The sequence below is a fragment of the Methanolobus sp. genome, assembly GCF_030682845.1.
In the GTDB taxonomy this organism is placed as follows: Archaea; Halobacteriota; Methanosarcinia; order Methanosarcinales; family Methanosarcinaceae; genus Methanolobus.
In genome coordinates this window covers 1-25975 of sequence record NZ_JAUXNK010000072.1, presented here as the reverse complement: position 1 = coordinate 25975, position 25975 = coordinate 1, and the positions used below count along the sequence as shown (strand labels likewise).

The 25975-nt window shown below is 47.2% G+C and carries 34 protein-coding genes; 2 read left to right on the top strand and 32 right to left on the bottom strand.

Going from position 1 to position 25975, the window contains the following annotated elements; genetic code table 11:
* Positions 1-95: 95 nt before the first annotated feature.
* The 20 genes from Q8J68_RS09005 to Q8J68_RS08910 all read right to left on the bottom strand — a co-directional run bounded on the left by Q8J68_RS09005 (position 96) and on the right by Q8J68_RS08910 (position 15587).
* Complete coding sequence (locus tag Q8J68_RS09005; RefSeq protein ID WP_305311189.1) at positions 96-1673, bottom strand: hypothetical protein; 1578 nt, start codon at positions 1671-1673, stop codon at positions 96-98.
* A gap of 16 nt (positions 1674-1689) precedes the next feature.
* Entirely contained in the window at positions 1690-2619 is a 930-nt protein-coding gene (locus Q8J68_RS09000) for a hypothetical protein (RefSeq protein WP_305311188.1), read from the bottom strand.
* 15 nt (positions 2620-2634) lie between these two features.
* Positions 2635-3168, bottom strand: coding sequence for a hypothetical protein (locus tag Q8J68_RS08995; protein WP_305311187.1), 534 nt, complete (start codon positions 3166-3168; stop codon positions 2635-2637).
* 110 nt (positions 3169-3278) lie between these two features.
* On the bottom strand, positions 3279-4727 hold the full coding sequence (locus Q8J68_RS08990; RefSeq protein WP_305311186.1) for a hypothetical protein: 1449 nt from the start codon (positions 4725-4727) through the stop codon (positions 3279-3281).
* Entirely contained in the window at positions 4724-5056 is a 333-nt protein-coding gene (locus Q8J68_RS08985) for a hypothetical protein (protein ID WP_305311185.1), read from the bottom strand. The genes Q8J68_RS08990 and Q8J68_RS08985 overlap by 4 nt, the downstream gene beginning before the upstream one ends.
* Positions 5057-5058: 2 nt before the next feature.
* Positions 5059-7257, bottom strand: coding sequence for a phage tail tape measure protein (locus Q8J68_RS08980; RefSeq protein WP_305311184.1), 2199 nt, complete (start codon positions 7255-7257; stop codon positions 5059-5061).
* A gap of 1710 nt (positions 7258-8967) precedes the next feature.
* Entirely contained in the window at positions 8968-9228 is a 261-nt protein-coding gene (locus tag Q8J68_RS08975; protein ID WP_305311183.1) for a hypothetical protein, read from the bottom strand.
* Positions 9225-9620, bottom strand: a complete 396-nt coding sequence (locus Q8J68_RS08970) for a hypothetical protein (RefSeq protein ID WP_305311182.1) — start codon at positions 9618-9620, stop codon at positions 9225-9227. Before Q8J68_RS08970 ends, Q8J68_RS08975 begins: the two co-directional genes overlap by 4 nt.
* Before the next feature lie 2 nt (positions 9621-9622).
* Positions 9623-10417, bottom strand: coding sequence for a hypothetical protein (locus tag Q8J68_RS08965; RefSeq protein ID WP_305311181.1), 795 nt, complete (start codon positions 10415-10417; stop codon positions 9623-9625).
* 11 nt (positions 10418-10428) lie between these two features.
* Positions 10429-10806, bottom strand: coding sequence for a DUF3168 domain-containing protein (locus Q8J68_RS08960; RefSeq protein WP_305311180.1), 378 nt, complete (start codon positions 10804-10806; stop codon positions 10429-10431).
* Entirely contained in the window at positions 10803-11225 is a 423-nt protein-coding gene (locus Q8J68_RS08955; protein WP_305311179.1) for an HK97-gp10 family putative phage morphogenesis protein, read from the bottom strand. The genes Q8J68_RS08960 and Q8J68_RS08955 overlap by 4 nt, the downstream gene beginning before the upstream one ends.
* 19 nt (positions 11226-11244) lie before the next feature.
* Complete coding sequence (locus tag Q8J68_RS08950) at positions 11245-11511, bottom strand: hypothetical protein (RefSeq protein WP_305311178.1); 267 nt, start codon at positions 11509-11511, stop codon at positions 11245-11247.
* A complete protein-coding gene (locus Q8J68_RS08945) occupies positions 11495-11650 on the bottom strand; it encodes a hypothetical protein (protein WP_305311177.1) in 156 nt (51 codons plus the stop codon). Before Q8J68_RS08945 ends, Q8J68_RS08950 begins: the two co-directional genes overlap by 17 nt.
* Positions 11641-12225 (bottom strand): hypothetical protein, encoded by a 585-nt coding sequence (locus Q8J68_RS08940; RefSeq protein ID WP_305311176.1) that lies wholly within the window; start codon positions 12223-12225, stop codon positions 11641-11643. Before Q8J68_RS08940 ends, Q8J68_RS08945 begins: the two co-directional genes overlap by 10 nt.
* A complete protein-coding gene (locus Q8J68_RS08935) occupies positions 12225-12575 on the bottom strand; it encodes a putative minor capsid protein (protein WP_305311175.1) in 351 nt (116 codons plus the stop codon). The genes Q8J68_RS08940 and Q8J68_RS08935 overlap by 1 nt, the downstream gene beginning before the upstream one ends.
* A 1-nt stretch (position 12576) precedes the next feature.
* Positions 12577-12963: a hypothetical protein gene (locus tag Q8J68_RS08930; RefSeq protein ID WP_305311174.1), complete on the bottom strand. Its 387-nt coding sequence runs from the start codon at positions 12961-12963 to the stop codon at positions 12577-12579.
* Between the two features lie 5 nt (positions 12964-12968).
* Positions 12969-13232, bottom strand: coding sequence for a hypothetical protein (locus Q8J68_RS08925; protein WP_305311173.1), 264 nt, complete (start codon positions 13230-13232; stop codon positions 12969-12971).
* Positions 13233-13251: 19 nt separating this feature from the next.
* Positions 13252-14127: an encapsulin gene (locus tag Q8J68_RS08920; protein ID WP_305311172.1), complete on the bottom strand. Its 876-nt coding sequence runs from the start codon at positions 14125-14127 to the stop codon at positions 13252-13254.
* Positions 14128-14139: 12 nt separating this feature from the next.
* Complete coding sequence (locus Q8J68_RS08915) at positions 14140-14592, bottom strand: hypothetical protein (protein WP_305311171.1); 453 nt, start codon at positions 14590-14592, stop codon at positions 14140-14142.
* Positions 14592-15587 (bottom strand): hypothetical protein, encoded by a 996-nt coding sequence (locus Q8J68_RS08910; RefSeq protein WP_305311170.1) that lies wholly within the window; start codon positions 15585-15587, stop codon positions 14592-14594. The genes Q8J68_RS08915 and Q8J68_RS08910 overlap by 1 nt, the downstream gene beginning before the upstream one ends.
* A gap of 129 nt (positions 15588-15716) precedes the next feature.
* On the opposite strand from Q8J68_RS08910, the gene Q8J68_RS08905 reads away from it, so the two are divergent.
* Positions 15717-16061, top strand: a complete 345-nt coding sequence (locus tag Q8J68_RS08905; protein WP_305311169.1) for a hypothetical protein — start codon at positions 15717-15719, stop codon at positions 16059-16061.
* Positions 16062-16180: 119 nt separating this feature from the next.
* On the opposite strand, the gene Q8J68_RS08900 is transcribed toward Q8J68_RS08905, so the two are convergent.
* The 8 genes from Q8J68_RS08900 to Q8J68_RS08865 form a co-directional block, all read right to left on the bottom strand.
* Positions 16181-16888 carry a hypothetical protein gene (locus tag Q8J68_RS08900; RefSeq protein WP_305311168.1) on the bottom strand — a complete coding sequence of 236 codons (708 nt, stop codon included), beginning with the start codon at positions 16886-16888 and terminating at the stop codon, positions 16181-16183.
* Between the two features lie 130 nt (positions 16889-17018).
* Positions 17019-17591 (bottom strand): hypothetical protein, encoded by a 573-nt coding sequence (locus Q8J68_RS08895; protein WP_305311167.1) that lies wholly within the window; start codon positions 17589-17591, stop codon positions 17019-17021.
* Positions 17592-17596: 5 nt separating this feature from the next.
* The gene (locus tag Q8J68_RS08890; protein WP_305311166.1) at positions 17597-17833 is read right to left on the bottom strand and encodes a hypothetical protein; all 237 of its coding nucleotides are present in this window, start codon (positions 17831-17833) and stop codon (positions 17597-17599) included.
* Positions 17834-18102: 269 nt separating this feature from the next.
* Positions 18103-19704, bottom strand: coding sequence for a minor capsid protein (locus Q8J68_RS08885; RefSeq protein WP_305311165.1), 1602 nt, complete (start codon positions 19702-19704; stop codon positions 18103-18105).
* Positions 19677-19823 carry a hypothetical protein gene (locus tag Q8J68_RS08880; protein ID WP_305311164.1) on the bottom strand — a complete coding sequence of 49 codons (147 nt, stop codon included), beginning with the start codon at positions 19821-19823 and terminating at the stop codon, positions 19677-19679. Before Q8J68_RS08880 ends, Q8J68_RS08885 begins: the two co-directional genes overlap by 28 nt.
* Positions 19820-21049, bottom strand: coding sequence for a hypothetical protein (locus Q8J68_RS08875; RefSeq protein WP_305311163.1), 1230 nt, complete (start codon positions 21047-21049; stop codon positions 19820-19822). Before Q8J68_RS08875 ends, Q8J68_RS08880 begins: the two co-directional genes overlap by 4 nt.
* Positions 21050-21057: 8 nt before the next feature.
* Positions 21058-21252 carry a hypothetical protein gene (locus tag Q8J68_RS08870; protein ID WP_305311162.1) on the bottom strand — a complete coding sequence of 65 codons (195 nt, stop codon included), beginning with the start codon at positions 21250-21252 and terminating at the stop codon, positions 21058-21060.
* 3 nt (positions 21253-21255) lie between these two features.
* Positions 21256-21714, bottom strand: a complete 459-nt coding sequence (locus Q8J68_RS08865) for an EF-hand domain-containing protein (protein WP_305311161.1) — start codon at positions 21712-21714, stop codon at positions 21256-21258.
* A gap of 169 nt (positions 21715-21883) precedes the next feature.
* Here Q8J68_RS08865 and Q8J68_RS08860 point away from each other — a divergent pair, with 169 nt between their 5' ends.
* Positions 21884-23122 (top strand): hypothetical protein, encoded by a 1239-nt coding sequence (locus tag Q8J68_RS08860; protein WP_305311160.1) that lies wholly within the window; start codon positions 21884-21886, stop codon positions 23120-23122.
* A 29-nt stretch (positions 23123-23151) separates the two neighbouring features.
* Here Q8J68_RS08860 and Q8J68_RS08855 read toward each other — a convergent pair whose 3' ends face one another.
* The 4 genes from Q8J68_RS08855 to Q8J68_RS08840 form a co-directional block, all read right to left on the bottom strand.
* Complete coding sequence (locus Q8J68_RS08855) at positions 23152-23478, bottom strand: hypothetical protein (RefSeq protein ID WP_305311159.1); 327 nt, start codon at positions 23476-23478, stop codon at positions 23152-23154.
* Positions 23479-23693: 215 nt separating this feature from the next.
* Complete coding sequence (locus Q8J68_RS08850; RefSeq protein ID WP_305311158.1) at positions 23694-23873, bottom strand: hypothetical protein; 180 nt, start codon at positions 23871-23873, stop codon at positions 23694-23696.
* A gap of 217 nt (positions 23874-24090) precedes the next feature.
* Positions 24091-25608 carry a DUF790 family protein gene (locus Q8J68_RS08845; RefSeq protein ID WP_305311157.1) on the bottom strand — a complete coding sequence of 506 codons (1518 nt, stop codon included), beginning with the start codon at positions 25606-25608 and terminating at the stop codon, positions 24091-24093.
* An 8-nt stretch (positions 25609-25616) separates the two neighbouring features.
* A partial coding sequence (locus Q8J68_RS08840; protein ID WP_305311156.1) for a helicase-related protein occupies positions 25617-25975 on the bottom strand: 359 nt, incomplete at its 5' end.

The window sequence follows — 25975 nt, the reverse complement described above, 5'->3', positions numbered from 1 at the left end:
CCTCATTTAAAATATTTCTACTTTGATAAGTCACGTTAGTGTTAATTCTTATGGTATGTTCGGCTCTCTAGATATCCTAGATTTTGGTTCTTATGTCAATAAGTAACCAGTGAATCCACGTGAGCCACGGTTGTGCAGAGGGGAGCTTTCCAGAACTGCAGATCCTGGTTGTCGACCGGCCCTTTGGTGCCATCCAGAACCGCCGGTGTTCCATAACCTGCCAGGGCTATATTTGCGGCCTTCCCCTCATATTCTACGAGCAACCACCTGCGGTCGTACATCGCTTCCTGCACGAATACTTGAAACACCCCGTTTTCCGGGTTAACCTGGCCCATTATGTCCCTGTCCGGGACGTTGCTGCTTTCCAAGATGAGCTTGTATGCATGAAGTATCACATTGCCGTTCTGGTCCTGGACGTAGCCGCTCATCACGACTCCGACCACGCTTTCTGCCCAGCTCCGGGTTATCCTGAATAATGCCGCTAGAAACTCCCTATATGAAAGGGGTAAAGTGCTGTTCTCTATGTGATCCGCGTAGAACCAGGTTAATGGCCTAAATGCGACGGGTACGTTGACCTGTCCTGTCCTTGAGATGGTTATTATTGCCCCGCGCCATGTAAAGGCCCGGCCTGACCACGGCAGAGTGTTGTTTTCTTCGTGGTCTCCATAGAACCAGGTCAGTGGCTGGAAGGCAACCGGAATCCCTACTGGGTGTGGGGTGTTTTCCGGGAACTGCAACAGCCTGATCGGGTTGTCCAAGTACATCGTGTATGTCAAATTGTTTAAAACCGGGCTGTACCTCCCGTCGCTGTAAAAGTAAACTCTGGCCCGCCAGTATTTCCCGGTATAACCTCCGGTAAATATCCGGCCACCAGGTCCTGTGTAAAAATCAGCCGGTGTGCTGGGACCCAGCCACGGCGATGCTGCGACATCGTCGTCCTTGAACATCAACCGGACCTTCAGGCTGGCCCCTTCGACCCCTGCAACGTGCCCGATCTGCAGGGTGTCCAGGGTGTTCATGTTATCGTAATGGTGCCACCAGTTCTGCTGGATGTACCCTTCGCTCTTGAAACGCTCCATCCGGATGTTGCTGATGGTTATCCAATTGTTAAATAAAATGTCGGTGGTTACGCTGTTGGTGCAGCGGACCCTGAATTTCCAGGAGGTTGAAATTATATTAACCACTTGGTCCGTGACGATCGCGGTCCCGTTCCTGCTCCAGCGGACCACTCCCAGGTGGTCTATCAATTCCAATATAAAATAACTACCGTGTAAATTTATATTAAAATTGAAAGTCATTTTATAAAAACCGACGTCGTCAAAAATAAAAGACTTGCTCTGGTAGTTGGCGTCGATTCTGGTGTATGTGGTGAGGGCTGAAAGGCCCAGGTGGATGGTCTTCGTGCCTGCGTCCACGTTGTGGTTTGAGGTCAGGAACCCGTCATCTACCGTAATGTCGGCCCCGTAGGATGGCTCGGCTACTTCTGTCTGCAGGGTGAACCGCTGGGTGGTCCGGTCGTAGACCGTGTTGTTTCCGGTCGCGTCCCATGCCAGTTGTTCCCCGTAGCCCGCGGTCACGTTGTGGTGCCCTGGCTGGGTCCGGACGATCTGCAGGTTTGGCTCCGGGTCGCCTCTCCCTGCTATCTCTAAAGGGGCCCCGATGTACTCTGGCATGGGTGTTCTGGTCTCCTTATGCGACGTATTTTATGGCAAAATACAAGTAGCCGGTGTTGTCCGGTGACTGGAGGGACTTGCAGATGTATTTCGTGGTTGCGCTCTGGACAGCTATCACGTCCCCGTCGACCAGGCCACTCTCTGCTGAATATCCAAAAAACAATTCAGACTGCCCTATCGGCTGGAACTTGGCGGCGTCGTTGCATATCAATGGCTTTACGAAGTATACTTTGCCGCTCCCTGTGCTTTTCATTGCGCGGCCTCTGACCGGGTCCTGCCAGAACTGGACGCCGTTGTCGTCCTGGGCTCTGAAAGCAAAAGGCCGGACCATCGTGTAATGTCTAAATTCCACGTTGTCGCCTCTCAGCGAGTTCGCCCACGCGTGGCCGGAGTTGAGCCTGCACCATGTGTAAAAATTCGTCAGGCCGTCGCTGTATTCCTTCGCTGCCAGGCGCTCTACGCAACAAATAAATGAAGACTGGTAATTATCCACAGCGTGTGGTTCCGGGATGCCCATCAATACGAACCCGCTTGAGTCGGTCCATAAATAATATGTAAGTAGGAGGGTCCCCAGGTCGGCTGTGCATATACTGCCACCGCGTACCTCGAACGGGACAAATGTCATGCTGTTGTCCTTGGCGTCGGCTGGGTATATCCGGTTTATGTAGTCCCATGAAGCAGAATATGTGACACGTAGCCCTTTTCCGTGGTGGCTCCCGCCGTTGTGGACATGGCCCCAGGTATTTGAGTTTACGCACTCCAAGGCTACCCAAATGTCCGCCGCGTCTCCGGTGTATCTCAGGCATCTCCTGGCGTTGTTGTTCAGGCTGCTCGTCGTGTTCCAGGTGTCGTCGCCGTCTACCCAGTCGGCCGAACTGGCGATTATCTGGTTTGCTATGTCTTCAATCAATGCAGGCAGGGTCTTTGCTCCACTTGAAAATCCCATATTTTATCTCTCCTTTTATGCTGTTTCTACGTACCAGGATCCTGTTAAAATCCGGCCACCGTTGTTTAATTCGTCTAGCTCTTTGGCTACGTTCTTTTCTACGGTCCCAACCTGGACAGCCATTATGCCGCTGCCTTCCTTGACCTGAGTTGCCCCGTGGTCTATCGGGTCGCCAGTAATCGCCACGGCTCGCTCCTGCAGCTCGTCGGTGCAGTACATTATCTTGCTCCGGAAGTCGTACCCGGTGATGTGGTTGCCATCCACGTAAGCCCCCTTGTATGTTGAGGTGATGTAAACCTGGGCGACGGTGACCTGGCCTCCGGGGTCAAGCTCCCAGAAATATTCTCCGGGTGGTAATGGCTCAAATATCATGTGTAGGGCCCTGGAGCTGCCTACATTTATGAACAGGGTTTCCTGGATCAGGTTGGTCTTGTCCGGGCTGTCGTATATCCGGACAGGCAGGTCCCTGCCTCCACCGTCATTCAGGGCTATGATCAATCTATCAAACCAGTGTTCTGCGGTGAACCGGGCCCCGTAAGGTAAGCTCAAAAACTGGCCGGCTAATATCCCGCCTTCCTTGGTTTCTAGAAACTCTCCCGTTTCAGGTCTGACCAGGACTTGTAGTATGCCCTGGCCGCTGCCTGTGATCTTTCCTACTGTCATTCTGGTGGTGCTCCTCTTGAAAATATTATTTTATTATTGCCATAAACCTCGAAGCGCAGGGCTCCGGTGGTGCTCTTTATTTTGTAGTTCTGCATGTCCAGATCGCTGGGTGCAGGGCTGAAAGCCCCTCCTCCGCCAGAAACAATCACACGGTCATTGTCAACAGGCAAAACTATGCTCTCCCCCTGACCAAGGATCCTTGCGGTGACCGTCCCTCCCCTGTTAAGCTCTACAGTGGTTGTTGAGGAACCAACAATAGGGGTAGCTGCAACACCAATCTCCGAGCTTGGCATCGATGTGAGCACATCGAACACAACCGCTTCAGTATCATCGACAACGTTGGGGGCGACAGAGTATGATCTAAGTCTGCTCTGGCTGAGGTCCCTGTCAGGAACGCATACGATGTTCACACTGGAACCATGTTCGTTCCTGATATGAGTGATCTCGACTATCCTTACCCAGTTTATGCCGGTCATCCCAACTGTGTAGAGAGCATGTTCGTACTCATCCCAGCCGTCGAACTTGACCAGCTGGTAGAGTTGCAGGTCATGCCTTTGAGTAAGATTTGCAGTTATCCTCTTGATAGGAAAATTGAACAAAGAATATAATTCCTGGGCCCTCTCATCCGCAGACTGCTGACTGCTTACGTAGGGAGATGGGTATTCCATATACTCCCGGGCCTTAGCGGTTCCATTGGTCACATTAGGGCTCTCTTCTATCCCTTTGAACCACTGGCCTTCAGGGTTGCATCCGATGGCGTAAATACGATTGTACTTGTCCTCTGACGAGTTTACAACAGTGATATCAATGGTGTCATCATCCGCTCTTTCGAGAACTACGGGCTCCGGCAGGTCCAGACCATCTGTTGCATTGTCGATCTGGTTCGACCTGACGAAATACGCTCTGGATACCCAGACAGGAGACTGAGATGTTCCTGCGTTGTGCCACTTGACCTCAAAAACGCAATTATAGTACTCTGCAATATCGCTGATAGCATCCATTTTTGTCTTATCTGGCTTGAAGACGAATTCTTTTTTAGGTATTGCAGGAGGTGGGGTATTGACCATGTAAGGTTCGATTCCGCTGACTATCTGCCAATTCACACCACCCAGCAGCTCTTCGATATACCAGTTCACGCTCTCAGCTGCAGGTAGTACCAGCAACTTCTCAGGAACGAACTGCCTTGATAGGAACCAGCCATAGTCATATGCGAATATCCTGACCATGGACTCCACGTTCTTTAGCGTGTAAGCTTCATCGGGAGCAGTAATGCCATAAAAGATGATTCTCTCAACACCGCTATTATCTTCCAGCTGCACAGGCACATCAGTATAGTTTACAGGAATAGCCACATCCGGCATGCTTGCTTCCAGCTGCCAAAAAGCGTCACTTATCGACTTGGATACCCTGATAGAACTAAGAGGATAATTGTCCAGGCCTGTCATGCAGTATGCCTCACAAAATTGATATTGTAAGCGTACTTCCCACTGCCCTTGATGAGTTCCTTATACCGGATCGGTGGAGCAATGAAACATGTTGTGAACGATTCTGAGTCTATAACAAGGGTTGCGGATGAGCCAAGTTTCCCGAGAAGATCGGAGATCTCAGTGAAATCCTCTGTGTAGCATTCGAATGTCCTGGCAAACATCTGCTCGGGCGAAGCTTGGACGTATACCTTGCCAGATAATAGGGTTGTTTGTTTGAAAGGCGCATCCACTGTGATCTCGGCCTCCTTGATGACCGACAATGCCACACTATCAAAAGATACTGCCATTATCAATACCCCCTACGGACGTGCTTTTGCCGGTTATACTGCTCCAGATCCCGAACGAATCTCTCGAAAGGATAATCTGCAGACAGGTTAACGTTCTGGATGACGAACTCATCACCTGCGTAGGTGTTATTGGTGGTGGAACTGGTAGAGCTATTATTGGCCACGTTCTGGACCGCACCGGCAACGCTCTCGAGACCATCTGGAACAATTGAACCCATCCTGCCCACTGATCTCTGAAGCGGGTCTATGAAATATGCATCCCAGTTCGGGAGTAACTTGAGCGGGCCTTCTTTTGCAGGGGAATGCGGGAAGTATTTCCCAACCCCACCCAGGACATCACTGACTGTGCTCTTCAGCGAGTCGGCTTTGGACTTGATACCATCAATGAAGTTTTGTATCAGTGCCCTTCCAGATTCGTACAGTTTTGAACCAATTGATGAGAATGTGTCCGCGATGGGGTCTAGTATTGCAGTTACAATCCTCATAACAAAGTCCATCTGCGTCTGCACAATGGTCTTGAGAGTTCCCCAGGCTCCTTCCCAGTCTCCTATGAGGACCTGGGAGAAGAACAGGATAACATTCAGTATCTGCCCGACAATGTGCTCGACCAAGGCGAGTATTGGAGGTAAGAAGCTCTCCACGACTTTACCCAGATACATAATGCCATGTTTCACAAGCCATATTACAGCAGAGGCTACACGGAGTACTGCTTCGGTGATGGTGCCGCCGTTCTCATCCCACCACGCCTTCAGTTTTTCCAGTTCATTCTTTACAAAATCTCTGAAGATCACTACAATAGGAGCGATGGCTGCCTTGATAGTGTCCAGTGCATCGGCCACCTTTGGACCGATCACATCCCAATTCCTATATATCAAATAAGCCACCGCAGCCAGTGAAGCAGCTACAAGGACTATTGGTGCGATGGTCGTGAGCAAACCACCTATTGTAGCCGTCAGACCAGCGCCACCGAGCAGGGTTAGTATCGACCCTATGGACGATATCAGTGTACCTGCAATTATCAACACTGGACCAATCGCTGCTGCAACCGCGGCTATCATTACAATTACTCTCATGACCGGAGTAGGCACCTTTGACAGCGTCTGCGCCACGCGGGTCAGGCCTTTTACAAGAGGAAGCACTGCCACCATTACAATGTCCCCTATGACGATCATAAGTTCTTCCATGGCAGACTTCAATTCACGCGCTGCACCACCAGGGCCACCCTGCATGATGTCTGCCATCTCTTTGGCTGCACCACCAGCATTCTCTAATGCCAATGTTTGCTCCCGGATAGCATCAGTACCGGTACTCATCAGGGCAAGCATACCTGGTCCGGCTTCCTGTCCGAACAACTTCATAGCGTCTGCGGTTGATAGTCCTGCCTTTGACAGGGTTTCGAGGATATCCGTGAATGATTTTGTGCTAGGATCTACGTCTGCGAGGGTTAGATTGTACTGCTTGAGAACGCTGGACATGCCTTCGGTTGGACTGGCTAACCGTGTCATTGCACCTCTCAGCGCAGTACCTGCCCTACTTCCCTGAATACCAGCATCTGACATCTTTCCTATTAGGGCAGCAGCTTCTTCCATTGACATCCCCATAGCTGCTGCAAGGGGTGCTGCATAGGACATGGCCTCTCCGAGTTGCTGGATATCCGTGTTGGATGATGCTGCAGCTTTGGCCAGGACATCTGCTACTCTTCCAGCCTCGGATGCATTCAATCCAAACCCTGTCAGGACATTTGATGCTATGTCAGCAGCTGTGCCGAGGTCAATTGCACCTGCAGAGGCCAGGGCGAGCATATCATCGGTTGCTGCAAGGATCTCATTCACATTGAATCCTGCCATTGCAAGATACTGCATACCTTCTGCGGCTTCCGATGCTGAGAATGCAGTAGTGGCACCCAGCTCCCTGGCAAGTGCCCGGAGCTGTTCAAACTCTTCCCCGGTGGCACCGGAGACCGCCATCACTTTCCTCATAGAGTCGTCGAAATCGACAGCCGTTTTGTAAGACAGAGCAGCTATACCCACAAGTGGTGCAGTCACTGCCAATGACATGGTTTTGCCAGCCGATGCCATCTGCTGACCGACTGCCTGCATGGACTTGCCGGCACTCACTATTTGCTTATCGACATCCGCAAAAGCCTGTTTTAACTTTGCGGTGTCTCCGATAATTGATACAACGAGCTCAGCAAGTGCCATTGCTTATCAGGGGTGTATGTGAACGGTATAAAAAGATTATGTGAAAAAAGAGAGGGGATATGGGTTCGAATTGCGCCCATCGCATGGGTACATATTCAACTAGAATTTTGTCAACGTTTTTATGGCATGTGAAAACTTAAAGACTTTTTACACAAAGCCGCGGTATCAACAAACTTTAAGTACTTGTTACACAACCATCAAATCGAAGATTTAATGGGAGTTCCAGATTAAAAATATGGAGCAAAACACTATCCATCCCATTTGTGTTTGGTCTCAAATAACACTTTGGGTTTTTATTCTTTTTAAGTGATTAGTGGAAAATAGAGTAGAAATAGGTTTTCTACAGAGCCAAAATCCGTAAAACACTACCACTGTCCTCCGATTAACATATCCCATGGCATGCAGGAGGGTGTGGAGAGTGACTAACATATCTAATCTCTTACAATGTTTCAAGAGACATGGCCAGTATCCATTTATTACGCTCTAGAACTACACAGATAGAGGTTTATTTGCTTTTTTGATGATATCATATGTCTGACATTTTCAAGTGTTTGTAGGGTATTTACAGTGTAGCAGGGTGCGGTAACTGAAATTGACTTACTACACAAATCATGTTAGGGAATGAAACTCATTTGTCATCGGTTAACGAATTTTATGCACAACTTTGAATACCATACATAGCGATTTTCAAATGTAAATCACATGTTTGGACATAAGAAATAACAACATCTAGGCATTTAGTATCTTAACCGATGACAAATGGAATGAAACTTAAAATACGAAGACATCTGAAAATAGCATGTGATTGAAATACAATCAGGTTTGACAAAACAAGGTTCATGTCGAAAAAATGTTTCCTATCAAAAACAAGTTTCAACATAATATTAAAATCAGGTTGGTTTAAATAAAAAAGTGATTTAATAGGTATTGCGGGTCGTGGGGGAAAATCAACCGCAACACGGGAGTGGATTAGTTGAGAGATGTTGGGGAACATCTCGGATTCGAAAGGAGAGAGGCGCCTTAAAGCGTGGTGGTTTACAGGCGCCTCATTCTATCCAACCTTGTAAGCCATATAGAAGACTTGAGAGATATTGGGGAATATCTCGGATTCGTAAGGACAGGGGTGCTTCAAAGCGTGGCGGTTTTCCAAGCACCTCATCCTACCTTCTTAGGCTTAGGTTTTAAACTGCATTACTTAGATAAAAGTGTTATCTCTATAGATTCCATAGTTTAAGTTGAATCATAATCTAATCGTTTTAGTTGCAATCACTTTGTTTGCTATATACTCGGTCAATTTGTTTTATAAAACACTTTAAAGGGCCTCTGTTGAAATGCTTAACATAATTCATACCAGAATATAGGGGACTTTTACAGAGCTCCTTTTTGATACACCAAATAATTTTCAGCAGGAGATAGATTTTCTACAGAGCCCTAGTTTCACCATCTTCACATACTTCTACATAATTTTCTTGAAGAACAGATAGGCACATATTGTATATCATTTCAGCAAACCTTATTCTGTGTTCTTGAACCTGTTTTTAAAAATCCTCCGTGTCCAAGTCAATAGAAAAAGACTTCAAATCGCTTAAGTCATATTGTGGTATCTCAAAAAAATATTGACCGTCTCGAGTGTTATAATTACGTTTGTCATTACCATCCACCCAAAAATCCATATTTATGTTTTCATCAAAATTCAAGCACGAAAAAACATTAAGGTGCCGCGGTTGAGACACTTCTTTTAATAACATTGCCATATATTTCATGGAACCTTTTCAGATCAGGTTTATCACTATTGTCAGACACCTTTTCAGATTCACTTCCCGATTCCCCACTCATCGCCTGGCCGAGAACCGACCAGAACACCTTTGCCTGCAGCTCGACTGCTTTGACCCCTTTCTCATAGTACATCATCACCTGCTCCATCGACATCTGGTCAAGGATGTACTCCGGAGCTGCCCAGGCATACATCATTCCGAGCTGGGCGAAGATGTCTCCGATGGTGACGGAAAGGAGTTTTTTTCAGTGCCTTCCTGGTCCTTCATTGCATTCAGTTTTGCTGTGATGGGTTCCAGGACAAACTGTGCGAACTCGACCAGTGTGAACATGTCCACATTATCTATCAGCCAGTCTTTAGTGACCTTCGGGTTGGATCTCTGGCAGGCAATGGCTATCACCTCCAGGAGATCCTCGATCCCCTGGCCCGATTCAAGGGCTGCCTCCTTCTCTGGAGATGACGTGAGCTCAATGAGCCTCAAGGTGGCACGGGTAGAGAATACGGAGACATCCACCTCTTCCCCTGCTATCCTGGCAACCCTCTTCTGCGGGACTATTGTGCCAAAGTCCTTCATGATCTCAGAGGGCATGATTATACTCCCTGCTCATCATATATCTCAAAGAGCTGGTCGCCTGCAGTACGTGTGACGTCCAGGACGCCCTTCATTTTCAGGTGTGGCATTGCCGGATCGTCGTCCTCGTCACCCGGGAACTCGATCTCTGCACCTTCGTTGATGCTGGCCTTGTAAAGTGTAATCCGGAAGATCTTGCCGTTCTCGTCTGTGTTCGTGACTCTGATCACACGATCAGAGATCGAAAGCTTACCTCCAGACGTCAGTTTGATTGCTGAGTTGGGAGTGTACTGGTAGTCTACTTTTACACCTTCTCCGTCAGAGATCACAGTTGAACCGTAAATCCTGGCAATGCAGGTGTAGCCTGCGCTGTCTACACCGATAACGTAATCTGTGTTCCTGACCGCAGGGTTATTTGATGCATCGGTGACCACGATACTTGCCACCTCGGTGCTGTCGCCGTTCTTGTAGTTGAGCCTTACAAAGTCAGTACCGGAAAGGGTGTGTGCCTCGTCAGTTACGGATACAGGAGTGCCTGTGACATTGGTAAGTGTATCAAGGCCGCCCCTTATGGTGTTCAGCTTTGTGAGATCTACCTCCATCATGTCACATTCGATGTAGGCGACATGCTCCTTGATGCCTACTTTCACAACTCCCGCGTTGTCAGACTTGACTTCAACGTCTTCCCATTCTTCCTTGAAGACTGCATCCCTGATAGCACCCAGGTTCACCAGGGATGCGATCGATGTGCCGACTTCGAGCTTTCCGGATCCGAATCTTATGGCTCCGGAGTTCTGTACAGTGGTTTGCGCCATGTGTTTCTCTCCTAGATATGTATTACTCTGAAATCTGTAGGAATATGATAGGTACTGGTCTCTTCTTCGAATATCTCAACAGCTTCCAGGTAGACGATCTGCTTGATGTTGATACCGTTCTGAACACCCTTGTATCGGTTCAGGCAGTTGATCACTGCATCTCTGAGCTGCTGTGCCTGAGCATAGTCTTGCGTCCAGACACTGATCTGGAACCTGGGGGATGCAGTGTTTGTCAGATGATCAATGGGATTGCTGATCCGGTGGATCGTTAGCACAGGGAAAGGGTTGCCAATCGGCATTCTCATAGGGTAGATCCTTGTACTGACAATACTGGTGACGTTGGTGTCGGCCAGTAACAGGTTCCGGAGTGCAACGTGTACGTCTGTCATGTATATCTCTTCACAATTTCTCCGATTTGCTTTTCTACCGCACGCTCAACTTCACCAACATTATCTTCGAGAGCTGGTCTCAGGTAAGGCCTTGGTTGCTGATTGAAACGCCTTCCAAGTTTGTCGGTGTCCGTGAATCCATACTCGAGTCTTAGAGCATACTCCATTGCAGATCCAACGTCGACTTCAACCCGGCTCAGTTTCTTACGCTTGTCCAGGACCTTGATGGACCTGAACAGATTGCCGGTTATGCGATGTGGAAACTTGTCCCCTCCTTTTCTGGAGTTCTCCTGTGCTGCTCTTACCACAACAGTAGCGCCTGCAATGGTGGCCTCCTCCATCATATCGGTAATGTCCTCGCCCAGGTTCTTCAGTGTCTGCTGCAGTTCCTTGAGGCCTTCTACATTCACTTTGAGCATGGTGATCTCCCAGGAAGAATCATATCTGGACTAGGATGCATGCGATCTGCAGAAGCACGACCACGACTATCCCGATGAAGGCGTTCCTTCCCAACCAGCGGTTTTGGCGCTCTTCGAGTAGCCTGATCCTTTCCTCATGGTCTTCGATGGAGCACTTCTCGAGCACGCGTATCCTCTTCTCATGGTCATCGAGCTGACAGCTCATCTTCTCAATTCCCAGGCGGATGTGCTTGACATCATTATGCGTCTCGATTATCTTGTTGTATGCGTCAGTATCGAATTCCATGCCACACCTCGGTGTTCTTCAAGTGCTCGGGGATGTATTCCGGATGCTTTGCAAGCCATCTGTGATGCTCAAGCCGGGCCTCCTCCAGAGCCTGCATGGCCTTGCTTGCCCATGTTCTCAGCCAGCTGATCAGTGCCATTGCTGGATGTTCCTCCTCTCCTCCTCTGTCAGCTCGTAATCCCTTGGCATATGCTTGCACATATCCAGGAATCTGGCCCGGTAGTAGATGTCCTCCTTCATGAGGAACAGGACAATGTCCAGTATCTGGGACATAAAGGTGATCTTGCGCGGAGCTTCATGGCTGAAGTTCTGTGAAGTGTAGGACCTGAGATAGCCGCTGATCTCCTGGAGCCTCAGGTCATCGAACCCGAATGCTTCTGGATCATACTTCCCGACGATCTGCGAGTGAGCCGTCTCTATTGCCTTGATGATCCCTCTCTTGACCACGCTCTGCAGGAACCTGCCATTCTCATGGAAGTAAGGACAGAACCGGAATCCCTTGCTTGATTCGTTTTCCTTTATCCTTGGGTCCCTGTCCTTTGCAGGGTTCCAGCGGATCTCCCTGCCGTCCACCACATCTGCCGCAAGAAGCTTATCCTCCTGCATAAGTTTTGCTACCTCGTCATCGGGTATGTTGAAGCCCGTGGCCAGGATGCGGCCTTTCCTGATGAGCTCGGCCTGCTCTTTGGGATCCGCATTGATTATGTACTGCATCATTCCACCGCCTTTAGATCGCACTCGTAATGATGGATCACGTTAGACAGCATCCAGTAGATCGGCTTGACAGCGGTGACTCTGTACGTCTTTGTGAAACCTGCTATCTCACCGACGATAGTATCCCCTTCGGAGATGCTCACCGCTGCCGGAAGGAGCACTGCAGGTGTCGACACGACATGTTCACCGCTGTCCGGGACAAGTATTCTGCTGTTGCTGTTGTTATGGAAGAACCTGCATGATGTGATGACCGTCGAGTCTGCATATACAGGTGAGCCATACTCGTCCTGTGAGGTCTGAGTCTTCCTGATTATGCTGCAGAAATGGGTCATCCCTATGTCGCCGATCATTTCACTCACCACTGTTAACGGTTCTGAAGCCTGCCCTGCCGTAGAGTATAGAATAGCCTGAAACTGCGTACCTGTACCTCTTCATGCAGCCGTCGGCAAGTTGTTCATGCTTTTGGATGTCAGCATCCACACTGTTCGACTGTGACTCGTTGCCGAGCTTGATCTGTGCCGCCAGCTCTCCGGTGAACTTCATTTTCTGGAGGACCAGTGCTGCAGACATGTGGATGCAGGCCGTGTTCAGGTGAGCGTTCTCCGAAGCATCCACGCTTGCGCCGGTGTTGAGGGCGATCACGTTGCTTGCGTGCGACACAATGCCCTCCACATCGCTGTCCGTGAGGGTCTTTGGATCCACAATAGCCCGGACCTCCGCTACTGAACACAGCACCATTGAGATCACTTCCTCCTTCTGGGTTTAGCTTCTGGTTCAGAACCCTGTTCCCCGTCAGGAGGAACTGTTTCTTCCTCGAAGGTCACAGGCGGTATCGTGTCTTCCTGGAGAATGTTCTCCTTGACAGGCGCTGGTTCGGGTTCTTCCGCAAGGATGGTCACGGATGTGCCCAGCTGCTTTACTCTCTCGATAGGAAGGGTGAGAGTGTCACCCTTCATGTACCTGTTCTTATCCATCTGCAGGTGACTCACGTTCACCCTGACCTTCACTGGTGCCAGTGTGATCACCTCAGGCAGTTGTCAGGGCGGACATCTTACAGAGCACGACGTTCTTCTTGATACGAAGGACACCGGCCTCATACACCCTGCCGTAGATCGGCCCGGTATCTGGATGCTTGCTGTCGATACCGTGCTCGGTGAAGACTTCCTGGGAAAGGTAGAAGTCCACGTACTGAGAGCCGGTGTCGGGGGTTGGCGACAGGAGCGCGGTTCCGGACCCAAAGGCTCCGGACTTGTAGATGTTCCCGCCGTTGAGGAGGTCAAGAAGTTCCGGGACCTCTCTCTGGCCGTTTGCGTTCCTGGACTGGATGACCTTGTTGAAGATATTCGGGGCCATGGTCAGGTTCCACTTGAGGGCGTCTGTTGGCACGTCGTCGGCGTCAAGCAGTTCGTATGCCCCAACAACTGCGTCCTGGATGCCTCCGAATGTTCCAACGCTCTTGCTGGTGGCATAGTCGTTCCCAGCACCTTCGTACATGCCGGGTATCTCATAGTTTGTCCCATCCCTTGAAACGCCGCGCAGGACCATTGTCTCCTCGGCCGAGTTCACCATGTATGCAGCATCCAGAGCTGCAGATGCGTCCACATCCGCGCCCTTTCTCCTCATGGTCTCGTAGAGCCTGCGGTCAAGGACATAGTCCTTCCAGACAATCGGGATCTTGCTGTTGGTGAGAGCAAAGTCCACAGTGTCGATGTTTCCGGTACTGAAGTTGTAGGAGACCATTGCCTGAGACATCTTCTGCAGCTCGACCCAGTCAATGCTGGTCTCGCCGAAACCTTCTCCCGGGACTACCTGGACAAGCTTTCTGGCCTTGTTGATCTGCCTGAGAGGCGGGTGGATCTTAGTATCCATTGTACGTGAGAACTGATACAGTGCGTTTGTCATTTCTTATCCTCCTCAGATTGCGCTTTTTGCAAGGAACTGCACGTTTCCGGATGCGTCTTCCTCCGCATAGGCCACGATATGGTCAGTACCCGGGACGCCTGCCTGGACCTCTCCGTTGTCTGCCGGTTTCAGCGGAGCGTTCTTTGCAACGCTCTGACCGGTCGCCAGGGTCGCTAGGACATGGAATCCACTGCCGCTGTGGACAGGAACCATGTCGTCTGCAGCATATGCGGTTGTAGTGTTGTCTGGTTTGTACACGGCAGCTGCGCCGTACCCTGCCCATCCGCCGGGGTTGCCGGAAGCATCGCATACTTCAATGTCATCGGGGTTCGTACCCTTCTTGACAAGCAGGCCGGGTTTGACGGTCGTGTTTTCCGCCTTCAGGTACTCCGGGGGTACCGGCTGTCCCATGATGACGTCGTTAACAGGCCTTGTGAGACCGTAGTAGGTTCTTGTGTTTGCCATCAGAGGTCCTCCCACTTCTTCTGAGCTTCATTCCACTTGCCCACGCTGCTCTTTGAGGATGCGCCGTCAGCGGGATAGTGGACGTTGAACGAGGTCACCCTGGCAGCGAACGGTGTGAGCTGTTCGGTCTCTGCTGCAAGTGCCTCGATCTGCTTTGCTGACATTGCATAGAGAGCAGTCGCGTCTGTGGGAAGCCCCAGCCTGGCACGTGCCGCAGAGTATTTGTGGATGGCAGCATTGCGGGCCTGCTCCTCCTTCCACTGGTTGAACATTTCCTCCGCATTCTTCACTGACTGGGATGCGATGAGCTCATGCACCTTATCTGCGGGCAGGCTGCCTGCTGCAGTAAGCGATGTCTTTTCAAGCTGTTCCCTGAGACCTGCGACCTCGGCTCTTGACTTCTCAAGCTCTTCCTTCAGGATCTTGATCTCAGCACTTTTTGAGGCGATTACGTCCTCATGGTTCCCGGCGGGATTGCCTCCGCCGGCTGGTGGTGTCTGGTTGGTATTGGTCATGTGTTTCTCTCCCTGAGGAGCATGATTGCTGTCGATAATTGTGTACCTGCTTGAAAACACGAGATAGCCCTTCGATGCAGCGACGCTGAACACGGCCTCCTTCCAGGCAGGATCACGGACCAGTGTCATCGCACGAGCTGAAAATCCCTTGACCCATCCCTCTGTGGTATCGATTGCCCGGCCGTATACGGACCACGTGGGCTCCCATACCCTATCCAGGATCTTCCTGGAAGCAGTCGAGTCGGTGATCTCCGCCCTGGCCTTTATGAGATCTCCTTCCACCCAGGCATCAATAATGCGGCCAATCTCGTTCTCCGGATTTTCAGAAAAGTCACATCCGTGCGGAGTGTCCCGTGAGCATATCCGGACCACGGAGCTCCTGAGGGAAGAAACAGCATTCTCTGCCTCGGATGCGGGGATACCCCAGCCGTTCTCGTTGATCTTGTCTAATGGAAAGGCTGTGCCTTCAATTATTACCATTAGCAATTGTGAGTGTATGTGAACGGTATAAAAAGATTATGTGAAAATTAGAAAGACCAATAAGTTAATATTTGATTCTAAAAACTAATAGTGTAACTCTGAACGATATTATTTTAATAGGGGAATATTATGAAAAATGGAGAAAATCTCTATCGTCTTGTACTTACACTTTTTGTACTATCCTTTTTATTCAAAATCAAATATACTCTTTTTGATGTGGATAATGTAACGGAGAGTTTTGCTTATAGTCCTCTCTATTTTTGGATGGATGTTACAAATGCTTTAACTGTAAGTACACTTGGAAATATAATTTTTTCACTTGTCGGTATTCAGTTGATTGCAAAGACGTTCACGAATAAATCTCAGAACGGAATAAATTCACAGAAAGAGAATGTATTACTATTTGCCAACATTGCTTTTGTCATTATGATACTTTTTGCAGCTGTACTTGTAATTGAACAAATTCTCTTATAATTTTTTTAATTCCCCTCTGGTCTGATTTTAATCCGTTCAGTCTTTAACTGAGTGGTAGTTCTCCCTCAGCTCAAACCGAATGGCATGATAAGGAAATAAGTGGCGTTCAAAACCACTTATCAAATCAGCGAATTAAAATGAAGGTCGGAATCAATCACAGCCAAGCGACCTTCGACTATTCTAGCAATCCTTATTGCTTCGTCCAAACTTTTCTCTTTATCATCTGTGACTCCCACAATTACCATTTCATTATTTGAGGTGAAGAAAGTCAATTGAGTCGTGAAGAAACCCGAGCGCTGTTCGATGCGGTTATAATAGCACTCTGTTCCAATGCTACAGCTGCCAAACTCTACAACCTCTGAAGCTGGTATCTTGCCATCAATTATTTTTTTAACATATACAAAATGTTCATCAATTCCCAAATCCGAATCAAATTTATATATACTAGCAGACACCCCACGTTCAGATTGATCAATCCAAATTGTTGCCTCTCCTACATTGCAGACACCTTTAGGAGAAGCAAATGGATAATGGCTAGTGAGGTTTCCCTCTATTTTAGGTATATCAGATAATTCAAAAGAATCGCTTTCCGGTACTGAATAGATTATATAAGCTAGTAAATTGAAACCTGGAACATCTTCTGGTTTGACAATAAAATCAGGAACCTGTGTGGATTCAGAATTAGTTTGTGAAACAAATGAAGCTTCCGAAACTTCTTTATTGTCGACACCCATACAACCAGAAAAGAGTACACAAGCTATCAAAACATAAATAATGAACATGTTTTTCAGATCGACCACCATCACTTGTCTAGTATCTGTAGACATATATTAACTTATTTATTTTATTTTAAATCGAAAATCTTGATTTTGTTTACATCAACTCAAAGATTCCACGATCGAGTAGAACCTGTAATGGTGAGTGTAGTTGAAGGGTATAAAATATCTGAATATTGAATTAGGCTGTCAATGCTCTCAATTTAACTTCGAGTGCGTGTATATCTTCCTCAACCAGTCTCTTCAGTTCATCATATGTTCTAAAAGACACGTCACTGGATATGTGGTTGGTACAATGACCACCTTCTACGAAAATTGTGAAAAATACTTTTGTTTCTTTTTCTTTGAAAAGGTATTTTTTACGAATCAGATCAGTAATAATCACACATCCATCATGAGAATTATCCCGGTCACCTAAATACTGTAGCTTTCTTGGATTGTTGTTGCTATTTTCCTGAACTTTGCCCCACTTGGCGGCATACAAGACCTCTCTGTATTCTTTCAAAAAATCCAACAATGGATAATACAGTTCTTCAAGCTGCTTTGTGATAAAACTAATCTTCCTGCTTTTGGTATTGTCTTCGAGTATTTTTCGAGTAATTTCTGTATATTTCACAGTAATCATTGCAAGTATACCTGCAAAAACAGCATTTGCGGATTGTAGTACTTCTGTATACTGCATTGCCAAGACTATTATGATGCCTATCAGAACAACAAGAATGTTTTCAAGATCCACTACTCTTTTCAAATTCAAATTATTCACCGCTGTTCGAACTGAACGCCATAATCACCAGGATAAGGTTCTCTGTGATTATTGCCCCCTCCCCAAATCTCGACAGAGATTCCATCAGGAAATGTATCACATGTGTTAAGACTGGTGCCGTTGGCCCTTAACGTAGAGTTGTGGAGGTCCTTACAAAATGTACAGACAGGACTATAGATGATCTCCGAGTCTGTTCTGTCATCTATCACAATGCTGCCTTCACTTTTGGGCATTCTATATCACTTAGGTTCAAATTGAATACCGTGGTCTCCTGGGTATGGTTTGGTGTGGTCCACCCGGTAATAGGTTATAGAATATTCATCCGGTTTGCCAAAGAAAATCTCTCTGGGTATGCCTTCCGGGAAAGCATCACAAGTATCTGTTTCACGATGAAAGTGCCTGCAACGGAAACACATCGGAGGATCCATACTTGTCATATTATTTATTCCTATAATCATTGCATTTTATATAGTTATCGTTGTTTTTTAATTTTATTCTAAAGTTAGTGTTTTTGACTGATTGATTCCATCATCATGTCCCCTATCATCTTTGCAATTGGCCGGGGAGAAGGGTTGTTGATATACTCTGTCCATGCCTCAGCTATGAACTCTTTCGGATTCATAACTGCATACTGCGACAATCCTTTTTTGACCACATCATACGACGTACTGCGGAGATAACTTGATACCTGTGAGCTGTCACTGAACTTGTAGATATCATCAATCGCATGTCCGAACTCGTGGTCCAGAGTTCCTTTTACACTTCCTGTGCCAATGGGGTTCCAGCCGACGTTCTCACTTTCGATCTTGCTTCGAGTGAACTCATCGAAGTCCTTACCATACATCTTGTTAACAGCTAGGCCGTTAGCATCGTCGCCCCTTGGCCAGTAATGTGCCCGAGTATTCGGGTCAGCTCTCTGTTTGTGTGTCAGTCTTTTAGCCAAGGACTCCGCATCTGCCCTGCTCAACCCCCTGGATGTCATGAATATCTCTGTTCGCATCTTTATCTCTACCTCATATGCAAAAGTGAAATGTCCCTGTGCAGTGCCATAATACTTGATCTTATCCACGAGCAAGGGTTCAAGCTTCACGTGGCGGACATATGCCTCGTTCATCGCATTTGCCACTCGCACATCAAGGCCCTTGTAGTCAACATGCTTTATGGGTGTGTTCTCAAGCAGCCACTTCTCTGCAGTCTTGATCGTTTTCTGTGGTAGATACACCAGTGTCTGCGGGTCGAACACTTGCGGAGCAGGCTTTTGAATATCCACCAACCGGACCTTGACCGGAAGATGCAGGCCTTTCTCCAGCGCTATCCTCTTCTCGAGGTCCTGGTCCAGGACAAACTTGGATATCCTGTATTTCCTGTTGAAGACATCAATATCCGCAAAGGCCTTCCCGTGACCGCTGAAGTCCCGGTTCTCGAAGAGTTGGTCCTGATCTATCTCCCTGGTAATGGGGATCGGCTTTAGACCGGATCTGCAGTGAAAATGCAACGGCGGACGATACAGATCCACGTCGCCCTTTGACAGATCGAATATAGTCCCGTGAAGGGCCCTGCACTGATCAGTGGTCCTTCCGTCGAGCTCTGCATCGAACTCCATGTACCCGACACCGTGCTGCCTGTAGCGGTAGACTGTGGTGTGGGTGGCAACGTCCGCTGTGAAGGTCCTTGCAAACCTCACTGCTCGGTACCTCTCGCCATTCCACAGGTCCTTGATGTCACGTGCCAGGGTGTTCGGATGCTGATAGTAGATCTTGTCATCCCGGAGCGTCCGGATGATCGATTCGGTCACGTTCTGAGCCAGCTCCGTTGACATCCTCACTGTTTCCTCGGTCAGGATATAGGACTCGTTGAGAGCTGCAGCAGAGAGACTCTTCATCTGGCCATCGGCGTACAGCAGGGACTGCCGGATGATCTCGGTAAGGATGATATCCAGCTGTACAGCATAGGTCCTTGATCCGAACTCCCCGGTGATGTTTCTCGGAAGTTCCCTGGAATAGTCCAGGCTGCGGACATTCAGCGCTCTCTCGATTGTACTGTCAAGAATGGATATCAGCCTGTTCTCGGCCTTCTTCAGCTGCAGCGATCCGAGAAGCGACATTTTTCTGACCTGTCCAGGAAGAATCTAATGAACGGACCAAGCAGGTCGCAAATAAATGCGAGCAGGCACAGAAGTAGAATTACGATCAGAGCCAGTAGATCCGAGAGCAGATATCTCATTCACCCTCCTGGGGGAACCCTCCCCAGTACAGCAGCTGCTCTCTTGTGAGCACTCCGGAGTTGTACCATTCCAGGACATCCCTGGCCTCCATCTGCGGACGGCTGAGCTCCTCAAACTCAATCCATACCGAATCATCGGGCTTGTTAAGCATTTCAAGGCGCCTGTTGATAGCCTGCTGAAGGATATTCTGGACAAACTTCTGCATGCCTTCGAGAACCACCATCCGGTCTGCTTCACTGACATAGCCGGCTGCATAGGTGGACCCTTTGGTGTCGCCCATTGACAGAGGAGTCTGCAGCAGGCCTATCTGGATGTCTGTCTCCAGGGACTTCTTGAAGGCCAGCACATCGAGGGTGCCGGTGGCATCGATAGGGACAACGCTCAGGCCTGCGCCTACGATATCCTCGTTCTGCTTCAGGTTCTTGTGATTCTCCAGCCAGTCATCGATAGCCTGCTGGGCATCCTCTATGGATATGAGCTCCTTCTCGACCAGCTGTTCAAGCAGCTCGAAGTTGATGACGTACCTGCCGTTGCCGTACTTCTGGACAAAGCTCACATACCCCTGGTTCACGTTCAGGAGGTTCCGGATACTGAGCTCGATAGGATCCAGCATGGAAGCACCGTAAAGGCCCCAGGTGTCCCTTCCTTTGACGTCCTTCTGCACGCTGTCCCATGCATTGTAGGTTCCATAGACTACCCTGCTGATCTCCTGGCTCTCCTCCTTCACGCCATTGAAATTCATTCCCTCGTTGGCAACGATCTTTTCTGCAGGAGGGGTGAGCAGGGTGTTCTGTCCGGGATTGGGATCGAAGCCTTTGGGCCAGATGCAGACCGCCGGCATGTAAAGAGGTTTCAGGACCATGTTCTCAGGCTGGCCCTCGGGAACAGCAATGTAGGTCCCGTCCCTGCACAGCAGCCGGGCAAGTGTCTGGGCCTGCTCGACAAAATTGACCCGCTTGGCCCAGCGCTCGAAGTTCTCGACAGTGCTCTTGTATTTTCCGTCGAAATGCATCCCCTTTACCAAGGACAGGGCCAGCTTGTTCAGGGAGGTGGACACGTGCGGAGTGCAGACGGACAGCTGCTGGTAGTACCTGAACCTGTTTTCGGTATTGAAATTGCTGTAGCCCCCCATCCTGTTGGACACATCGGTCCTGGTCACGCCGGACGACGCCGCAAGGGTGAGAGTTCTCTTCTGATCGGTCCTGGCCGCATCCAGCGTGTCCATGGGTTACCTCACAGGTGGGTCCTGATGATCTTCTTCGCTTCTTCGGCTGTGACCTTGCCATCTTCGACCGAATCGATGAGATCGGATGCGAGGGCAAGCTTCTGAGCTCTTGTCTTCGAGCCCCACCAGAGCTTTGCCCTGATGACTATGCCGACGCCGATCCCGACTATGAGGCCGGCTGCACCTTCAATGTATGGCTCCATGTTTTACCTCCCATACTCCTTTACAAACATCAGGTAGTCGGTGAAGCCTACCCTCCCGTCTAGGTCGAAATCAACGATCCACCTGTAGCAGCTGCTTTCCTTTCCATTGCCATATGCATTGGACAGGACCACGAAGTCCCTCATATCAAGATATCCGTTATCGTTCGTGTCACCCATCCGGAGCATCAGGATGGCAGGGATCTCAGTGCCATCCACCTGGGAGAATTTGAATGCGGGGGCTTCGGGATTAGATATAACCCTCATCAGCATCTCATCTTTCGTGATATGGAGCAGCGTCACGTTTGCTGAGACATCTTCGTACCCGACCGAATACTGGCCGTCTTCCAGGGAGATCGGGTTGATCACCGACGGGAGTTCTCCGAGATATTCTGCATCTACTACGCTCGAGCCTGCAATGACTGCTATGAACACTACCATCAAGATTATGTACAACTGTTTCATGGTTTCACCTCAGTTTTGTCCTTGTAATCTCCACACCACTGATTAGTGGGCACTATTGGAAAACCGTCTTTTGTTGGCGCATTGCGTCTACAGTATCCTTCAGTGGCAAAAAGGGGCTTAAAAAAAGTGCATGTGGAGCAAGACTCTTCCATGCATTATAGGGGTGCATGTGAACGGTATAAAAAGATTATGTGAAAAGGCGTTTAAATATGAGAGGGTTCATGACAGAAGTGTTAAATATTTCACAATCAATGCAACAGAAATAGATTCAAATGTTGGGTATTTGTTTATGGGTAAAAAAAGTGAACGTAGATCCACACGAATAGCAAAAAACAGTAGCAAACCTAACAATGTCTACTCTATATCGCCTGGAAATGAGGGTAAACTTAAAAAGGTCATTGGCAGCCTTGACAGAAAATGTGATAACTTTTTGAGATTTAAAAATATGCCTCTTGTTGCCGTTATACTTATTATTGTATCTCTTGCGTACACTGGGCATCTGTACATTGAAAATATCAAACTTAAACAGGATGTTAAATATTTAGAGGAAAAAGTAGACCTTCTGCTTAACATTAGTAGTGATACTAATAGAATTAGTAGTGATACTAATAGAATGTTAGGGGATATAGGGGCTGCTATAATTGGAATTAATTTTCCTAATACAGAATTAAGAAATATATTTTTCATAGAAAATTTCAATATGACATATGATGACGCAGTAGACTATTTACATTTAAACTCAAATGCAAATCACGAAGCTATGGCATTTTCAAACTTACTGAATGGTGATTACTCCACAAGTTTGTACCTTTTTGACTTATCACTCATTAAAGACAAAAGCAATGTTAATAGTAAAATTGGTAAATCTGTTGCGTTAATTAACTTAAATAGGACATTGGAAGCTCGGGATGTTTTACTCCCAATTGTGGATTCAACTAATGAAAAAACATTAAATGGCACTATCCGCAATGCCTTTGTAAACAAGTTAATCGGGGATTCATATTTGAGGGAAGAAGACTTTGCCAATTCATCAAAACATTATATAAGTGCGATAAAAGGTTATTACGAAAACACGTCCGCATATCAGCCAATTGAACCACTAATGATTGCAGTTGACATCTTCGAAATGAAAGATGATAAAGTAATAGAGAATGAAAATATTATTGTTAGAAGTTACGATGGTAATTGGAAAACGGGAATTTTGCTTACAGATGAGGGTTGGTATTTAAGACTGTCTTACATGATTACACCTGACTATGTTTACATAGATAACGTATCAAGGCAGTACTCGAAGTCCATCTCGAAATCTTTGTTTCCACCTAAAATAGAACTAGGCAGTTATACATTCCGCACGTCAACGACAAATTTTAGTGATAATTCTGTAGTAAGTTCGGCATCTATTCCTTAGTGTTCTCACTTCATGTTGTCACATAAACATCATTTCGGTTTCAGCAACCTTTTGTTCCTCTCACTGATGTAAGCCCGGGCCACATGCACCGCTTCAGGGTCCTCAAGGAAATCTTTGTTCTCAGCATACATTTGGCAGATATAATCAACTTCGGCACTGGTCTTACCATCACACCCGGCTGTTGATGCAAGGTTAATTACTGATTTTGATTTCTTAGAGATGGTTGTGTTGAGGATTACACGGCGTGACATGGTTACCGAGGTCTTGTTCTTCCACCAGAGCTTTGCTCTTATGACTATGCCGGTTGCAATTCCTATCAGAAAAGTAGCTGCTTCAGTTGCATATGATTCTATCATGGTTTACTGCTCCTCGCTTCATGTTGGCCACACCACTCATCGGAAGGAACAACTGGGAACCCAAACTTTGCACCAGGAGACTCGCGTCTACAAAAACCATATGTTGTCGCAGTTGGTTTGAAAAATGTGCATGTAGAACAGGTATCACTCATGCAGTGGAATCAGAATGCTGCAGCTATATAAGTTTAATACATATTTCCCGGAACATGGATGTCTTAGATATCATCATTCTCAGTTAGCTCAGAAAAGTCGGGGTCGACCACAAACAGAGCACCGCATGTTTTGCAATAATATGCTTTTCTTCCATTGGGAGGGCGGATAAAATTGACATGATTGTATTCACATCTTGCAAAGAGGTTCTCGCCTTCAATTTCTACGGTTGCGATCCAAGTCATTTATTGCTCCATTTAGTCTTCAGTAAAACAGTACGTATTGACGTTATATATATTGTGTGATGCGTATAAAGTATCTTCTTTTTCTCCAATAAGACACAAATATGGCTCCGTAGAACATCTATCAAAATAAATAGTACCGGCTCTGATATTCATTTGTTCTTGTTTGTATGTTCTCCGCACCACTGCCATTCATCTGAGAAAAGTACTGAATGTCAGGCTATGAGATTTTCACTATTTCTGCATTATCTGGATCAAGTCCGTTCCATTTCACCTTATATCCGAGAATATCAAATACCTGCTGACCTTTAATTCCATATTTCTCGATAATAGTAAGAGCTTCATTGTACTTTTTCACACCCTTTAATTCGCCCTTAATATCTTTTAGGGTTTGATCATCAACAAGCTGGTTTCCAATCCGTAGATAATCATTGTCGTTGTTATCGTGCTTAACACAACTCAACAAAGCATCAAGGGTGACATCGTATTTTCTGGCGACCTCATCGAGATCGATAACATTTCCTTCAAAAGCAATTTCAATGTTTTTAAGCCTTTCAATGTCCTCTGTAACCTGTTTCTCTTCATATTTTCGCAGAATCCTGAGTATCTCCAGATACGGTATCTTCCTGTCATAGAAAATGATGTTATCCATATTAAATTCCGAACCAGAGCAGGAAAGCTTTTTGTTCACAAGAAGAATCATATCTTCTTTTTCCTTCTCCTCCAGCAGGTTCATCTTCTGAATCTTTTTCTTGAGATATTCAGGTGTCCAGAAACCGATTATTTCAACATATATCTTCTTGCCGTTTTTCTCCAGGGAAAAATCAGGAATAAAGGCGTATTGGCCCGCTTTCAATACCGCTGACTCTCTCTTGACAAGCCAGTCGTTAAAACTGAGCAAAGAGAACTCCTTTTCAATGGCACTGTCAAAGTTCTCTAAACCGGAGGTGAGATCCGGCTCAATATCGAATATTGGCCGGGTATCATCAAGAGTGAAATCGTATATCCGTTTTCCACTCATTGTTTTCTTCAAGATGCTTGCTTTTAAGCTCCATTTATTGCACTTCATGATAGTTGGCAGCAGTTTTGCAAGGGAAGTACCGTATCTTTCAGTCATCTTAAACAAGGAAACAGCCCCATCCAGGTATATACTGCCATCCTCAATAGAGTACATCAATCCAAACCGTTTAATCTTCCAGAAGACCTCCTGGAAATTATCCTCGATTTGAATTTCCATGCCCATTGCTTTAAAAAGAAGGGTTTGTGTCAGTGACAGGTTATATTGTCTGAGAAGATCTTCAGGAGTTATTGTCTGGAATTCCTTGATTATTAAGTTCTCCTCCATATCTGCCCATAGGGCCTTTTCCAGTTCATCGGGTTTAACTGATAAAGTTCCAGCAATCCTGTTTATGACCTCATCTCTTTCTATAATATCAAAAACAGCACCTTTACAATCCTCAAAAACCATTTTTCGGGCAGTGGATGGCTCTATGCTCGCATCCATTTCGATGACGCATTTTCTCTTAAGTATCTGAGACAGGCCTCTTATCAAACGGAAGTCGATCTCTTCGATACCTTCTATCTCTTCGTAGAGTTCTCCATACTTTTTTCCTACGTATTCCTGGAATAGATCTATAAGAGAACCTGAAATCTCAAGATTATTCTGATCAAGTTTTGCATAAACAGGTTCGATCTTTCCTTTGTGGCTTTTTGTAACAAGAAGGTCACTGGTAAGCATTCTTAGTCCTACTTTAGAGCTTTGTTTCTTCTTTTTGCAGTGTTGATCTCGCTTGTCTCTGCCGATACGATCTCATACAGGACAGCTTCCTTTCCTTCCTTCTTCCTGAGTATCCTTCCTAACCTCTGAATAAAAGCCCTTCCACTGCCTGTTCCGCTCAGGATCACACCCACGTCTGCTTCTGGGACATCTATGCCTTCATCAAGGACTTTCGATGTAACAACTGCCCTATACGCTCCTGACCTGAACCGATCAAGGATCTCACTCCTTTCCTTGCCTGGTGTTTTATAGGTTATAGCCGGTATCAGGAATTCCTTTGATATCCTATAGACAAGTTTGTTGTGCTCGGTGAAAATAAATAATCTGC

Coding starts and splice junctions, on each gene's coding strand:
- Q8J68_RS09005 (WP_305311189.1), bottom strand. CDS start 1,673: ATGCCAGAGTACATCGGGGCCCCTTTAGAGATAGCAGGGAGAGGCGAC.
- Q8J68_RS09000 (WP_305311188.1), bottom strand. CDS start 2,619: ATGGGATTTTCAAGTGGAGCAAAGACCCTGCCTGCATTGATTGAAGAC.
- Q8J68_RS08990 (WP_305311186.1), bottom strand. CDS start 4,727: ATGACAGGCCTGGACAATTATCCTCTTAGTTCTATCAGGGTATCCAAG.
- Q8J68_RS08985 (WP_305311185.1), bottom strand. CDS start 5,056: ATGGCAGTATCTTTTGATAGTGTGGCATTGTCGGTCATCAAGGAGGCC.
- Q8J68_RS08980 (WP_305311184.1), bottom strand. CDS start 7,257: ATGGCACTTGCTGAGCTCGTTGTATCAATTATCGGAGACACCGCAAAG.
- Q8J68_RS08975 (WP_305311183.1), bottom strand. CDS start 9,228: ATGATGTATGCCTGGGCAGCTCCGGAGTACATCCTTGACCAGATGTCG.
- Q8J68_RS08970 (WP_305311182.1), bottom strand. CDS start 9,620: ATGCCCTCTGAGATCATGAAGGACTTTGGCACAATAGTCCCGCAGAAG.
- Q8J68_RS08965 (WP_305311181.1), bottom strand. CDS start 10,417: ATGGCGCAAACCACTGTACAGAACTCCGGAGCCATAAGATTCGGATCC.
- Q8J68_RS08960 (WP_305311180.1), bottom strand. CDS start 10,806: ATGACAGACGTACACGTTGCACTCCGGAACCTGTTACTGGCCGACACC.
- Q8J68_RS08955 (WP_305311179.1), bottom strand. CDS start 11,225: ATGCTCAAAGTGAATGTAGAAGGCCTCAAGGAACTGCAGCAGACACTG.
- Q8J68_RS08950 (WP_305311178.1), bottom strand. CDS start 11,511: ATGGAATTCGATACTGACGCATACAACAAGATAATCGAGACGCATAAT.
- Q8J68_RS08945 (WP_305311177.1), bottom strand. CDS start 11,650: ATGGCACTGATCAGCTGGCTGAGAACATGGGCAAGCAAGGCCATGCAG.
- Q8J68_RS08940 (WP_305311176.1), bottom strand. CDS start 12,225: ATGCAGTACATAATCAATGCGGATCCCAAAGAGCAGGCCGAGCTCATC.
- Q8J68_RS08935 (WP_305311175.1), bottom strand. CDS start 12,575: ATGATCGGCGACATAGGGATGACCCATTTCTGCAGCATAATCAGGAAG.
- Q8J68_RS08930 (WP_305311174.1), bottom strand. CDS start 12,963: ATGGTGCTGTGTTCAGTAGCGGAGGTCCGGGCTATTGTGGATCCAAAG.
- Q8J68_RS08920 (WP_305311172.1), bottom strand. CDS start 14,127: ATGACAAACGCACTGTATCAGTTCTCACGTACAATGGATACTAAGATC.
- Q8J68_RS08915 (WP_305311171.1), bottom strand. CDS start 14,592: ATGGCAAACACAAGAACCTACTACGGTCTCACAAGGCCTGTTAACGAC.
- Q8J68_RS08910 (WP_305311170.1), bottom strand. CDS start 15,587: ATGGTAATAATTGAAGGCACAGCCTTTCCATTAGACAAGATCAACGAG.
- Q8J68_RS08905 (WP_305311169.1), top strand. CDS start 15,717: ATGAAAAATGGAGAAAATCTCTATCGTCTTGTACTTACACTTTTTGTA.
- Q8J68_RS08900 (WP_305311168.1), bottom strand. CDS start 16,888: ATGTCTACAGATACTAGACAAGTGATGGTGGTCGATCTGAAAAACATG.
- Q8J68_RS08890 (WP_305311166.1), bottom strand. CDS start 17,833: ATGCCCAAAAGTGAAGGCAGCATTGTGATAGATGACAGAACAGACTCG.
- Q8J68_RS08885 (WP_305311165.1), bottom strand. CDS start 19,704: ATGTCGCTTCTCGGATCGCTGCAGCTGAAGAAGGCCGAGAACAGGCTG.
- Q8J68_RS08880 (WP_305311164.1), bottom strand. CDS start 19,823: ATGAGATATCTGCTCTCGGATCTACTGGCTCTGATCGTAATTCTACTT.
- Q8J68_RS08875 (WP_305311163.1), bottom strand. CDS start 21,049: ATGGACACGCTGGATGCGGCCAGGACCGATCAGAAGAGAACTCTCACC.
- Q8J68_RS08870 (WP_305311162.1), bottom strand. CDS start 21,252: ATGGAGCCATACATTGAAGGTGCAGCCGGCCTCATAGTCGGGATCGGC.
- Q8J68_RS08865 (WP_305311161.1), bottom strand. CDS start 21,714: ATGAAACAGTTGTACATAATCTTGATGGTAGTGTTCATAGCAGTCATT.
- Q8J68_RS08855 (WP_305311159.1), bottom strand. CDS start 23,478: ATGATAGAATCATATGCAACTGAAGCAGCTACTTTTCTGATAGGAATT.
- Q8J68_RS08850 (WP_305311158.1), bottom strand. CDS start 23,873: ATGACTTGGATCGCAACCGTAGAAATTGAAGGCGAGAACCTCTTTGCA.
- Q8J68_RS08845 (WP_305311157.1), bottom strand. CDS start 25,608: ATGCTTACCAGTGACCTTCTTGTTACAAAAAGCCACAAAGGAAAGATC.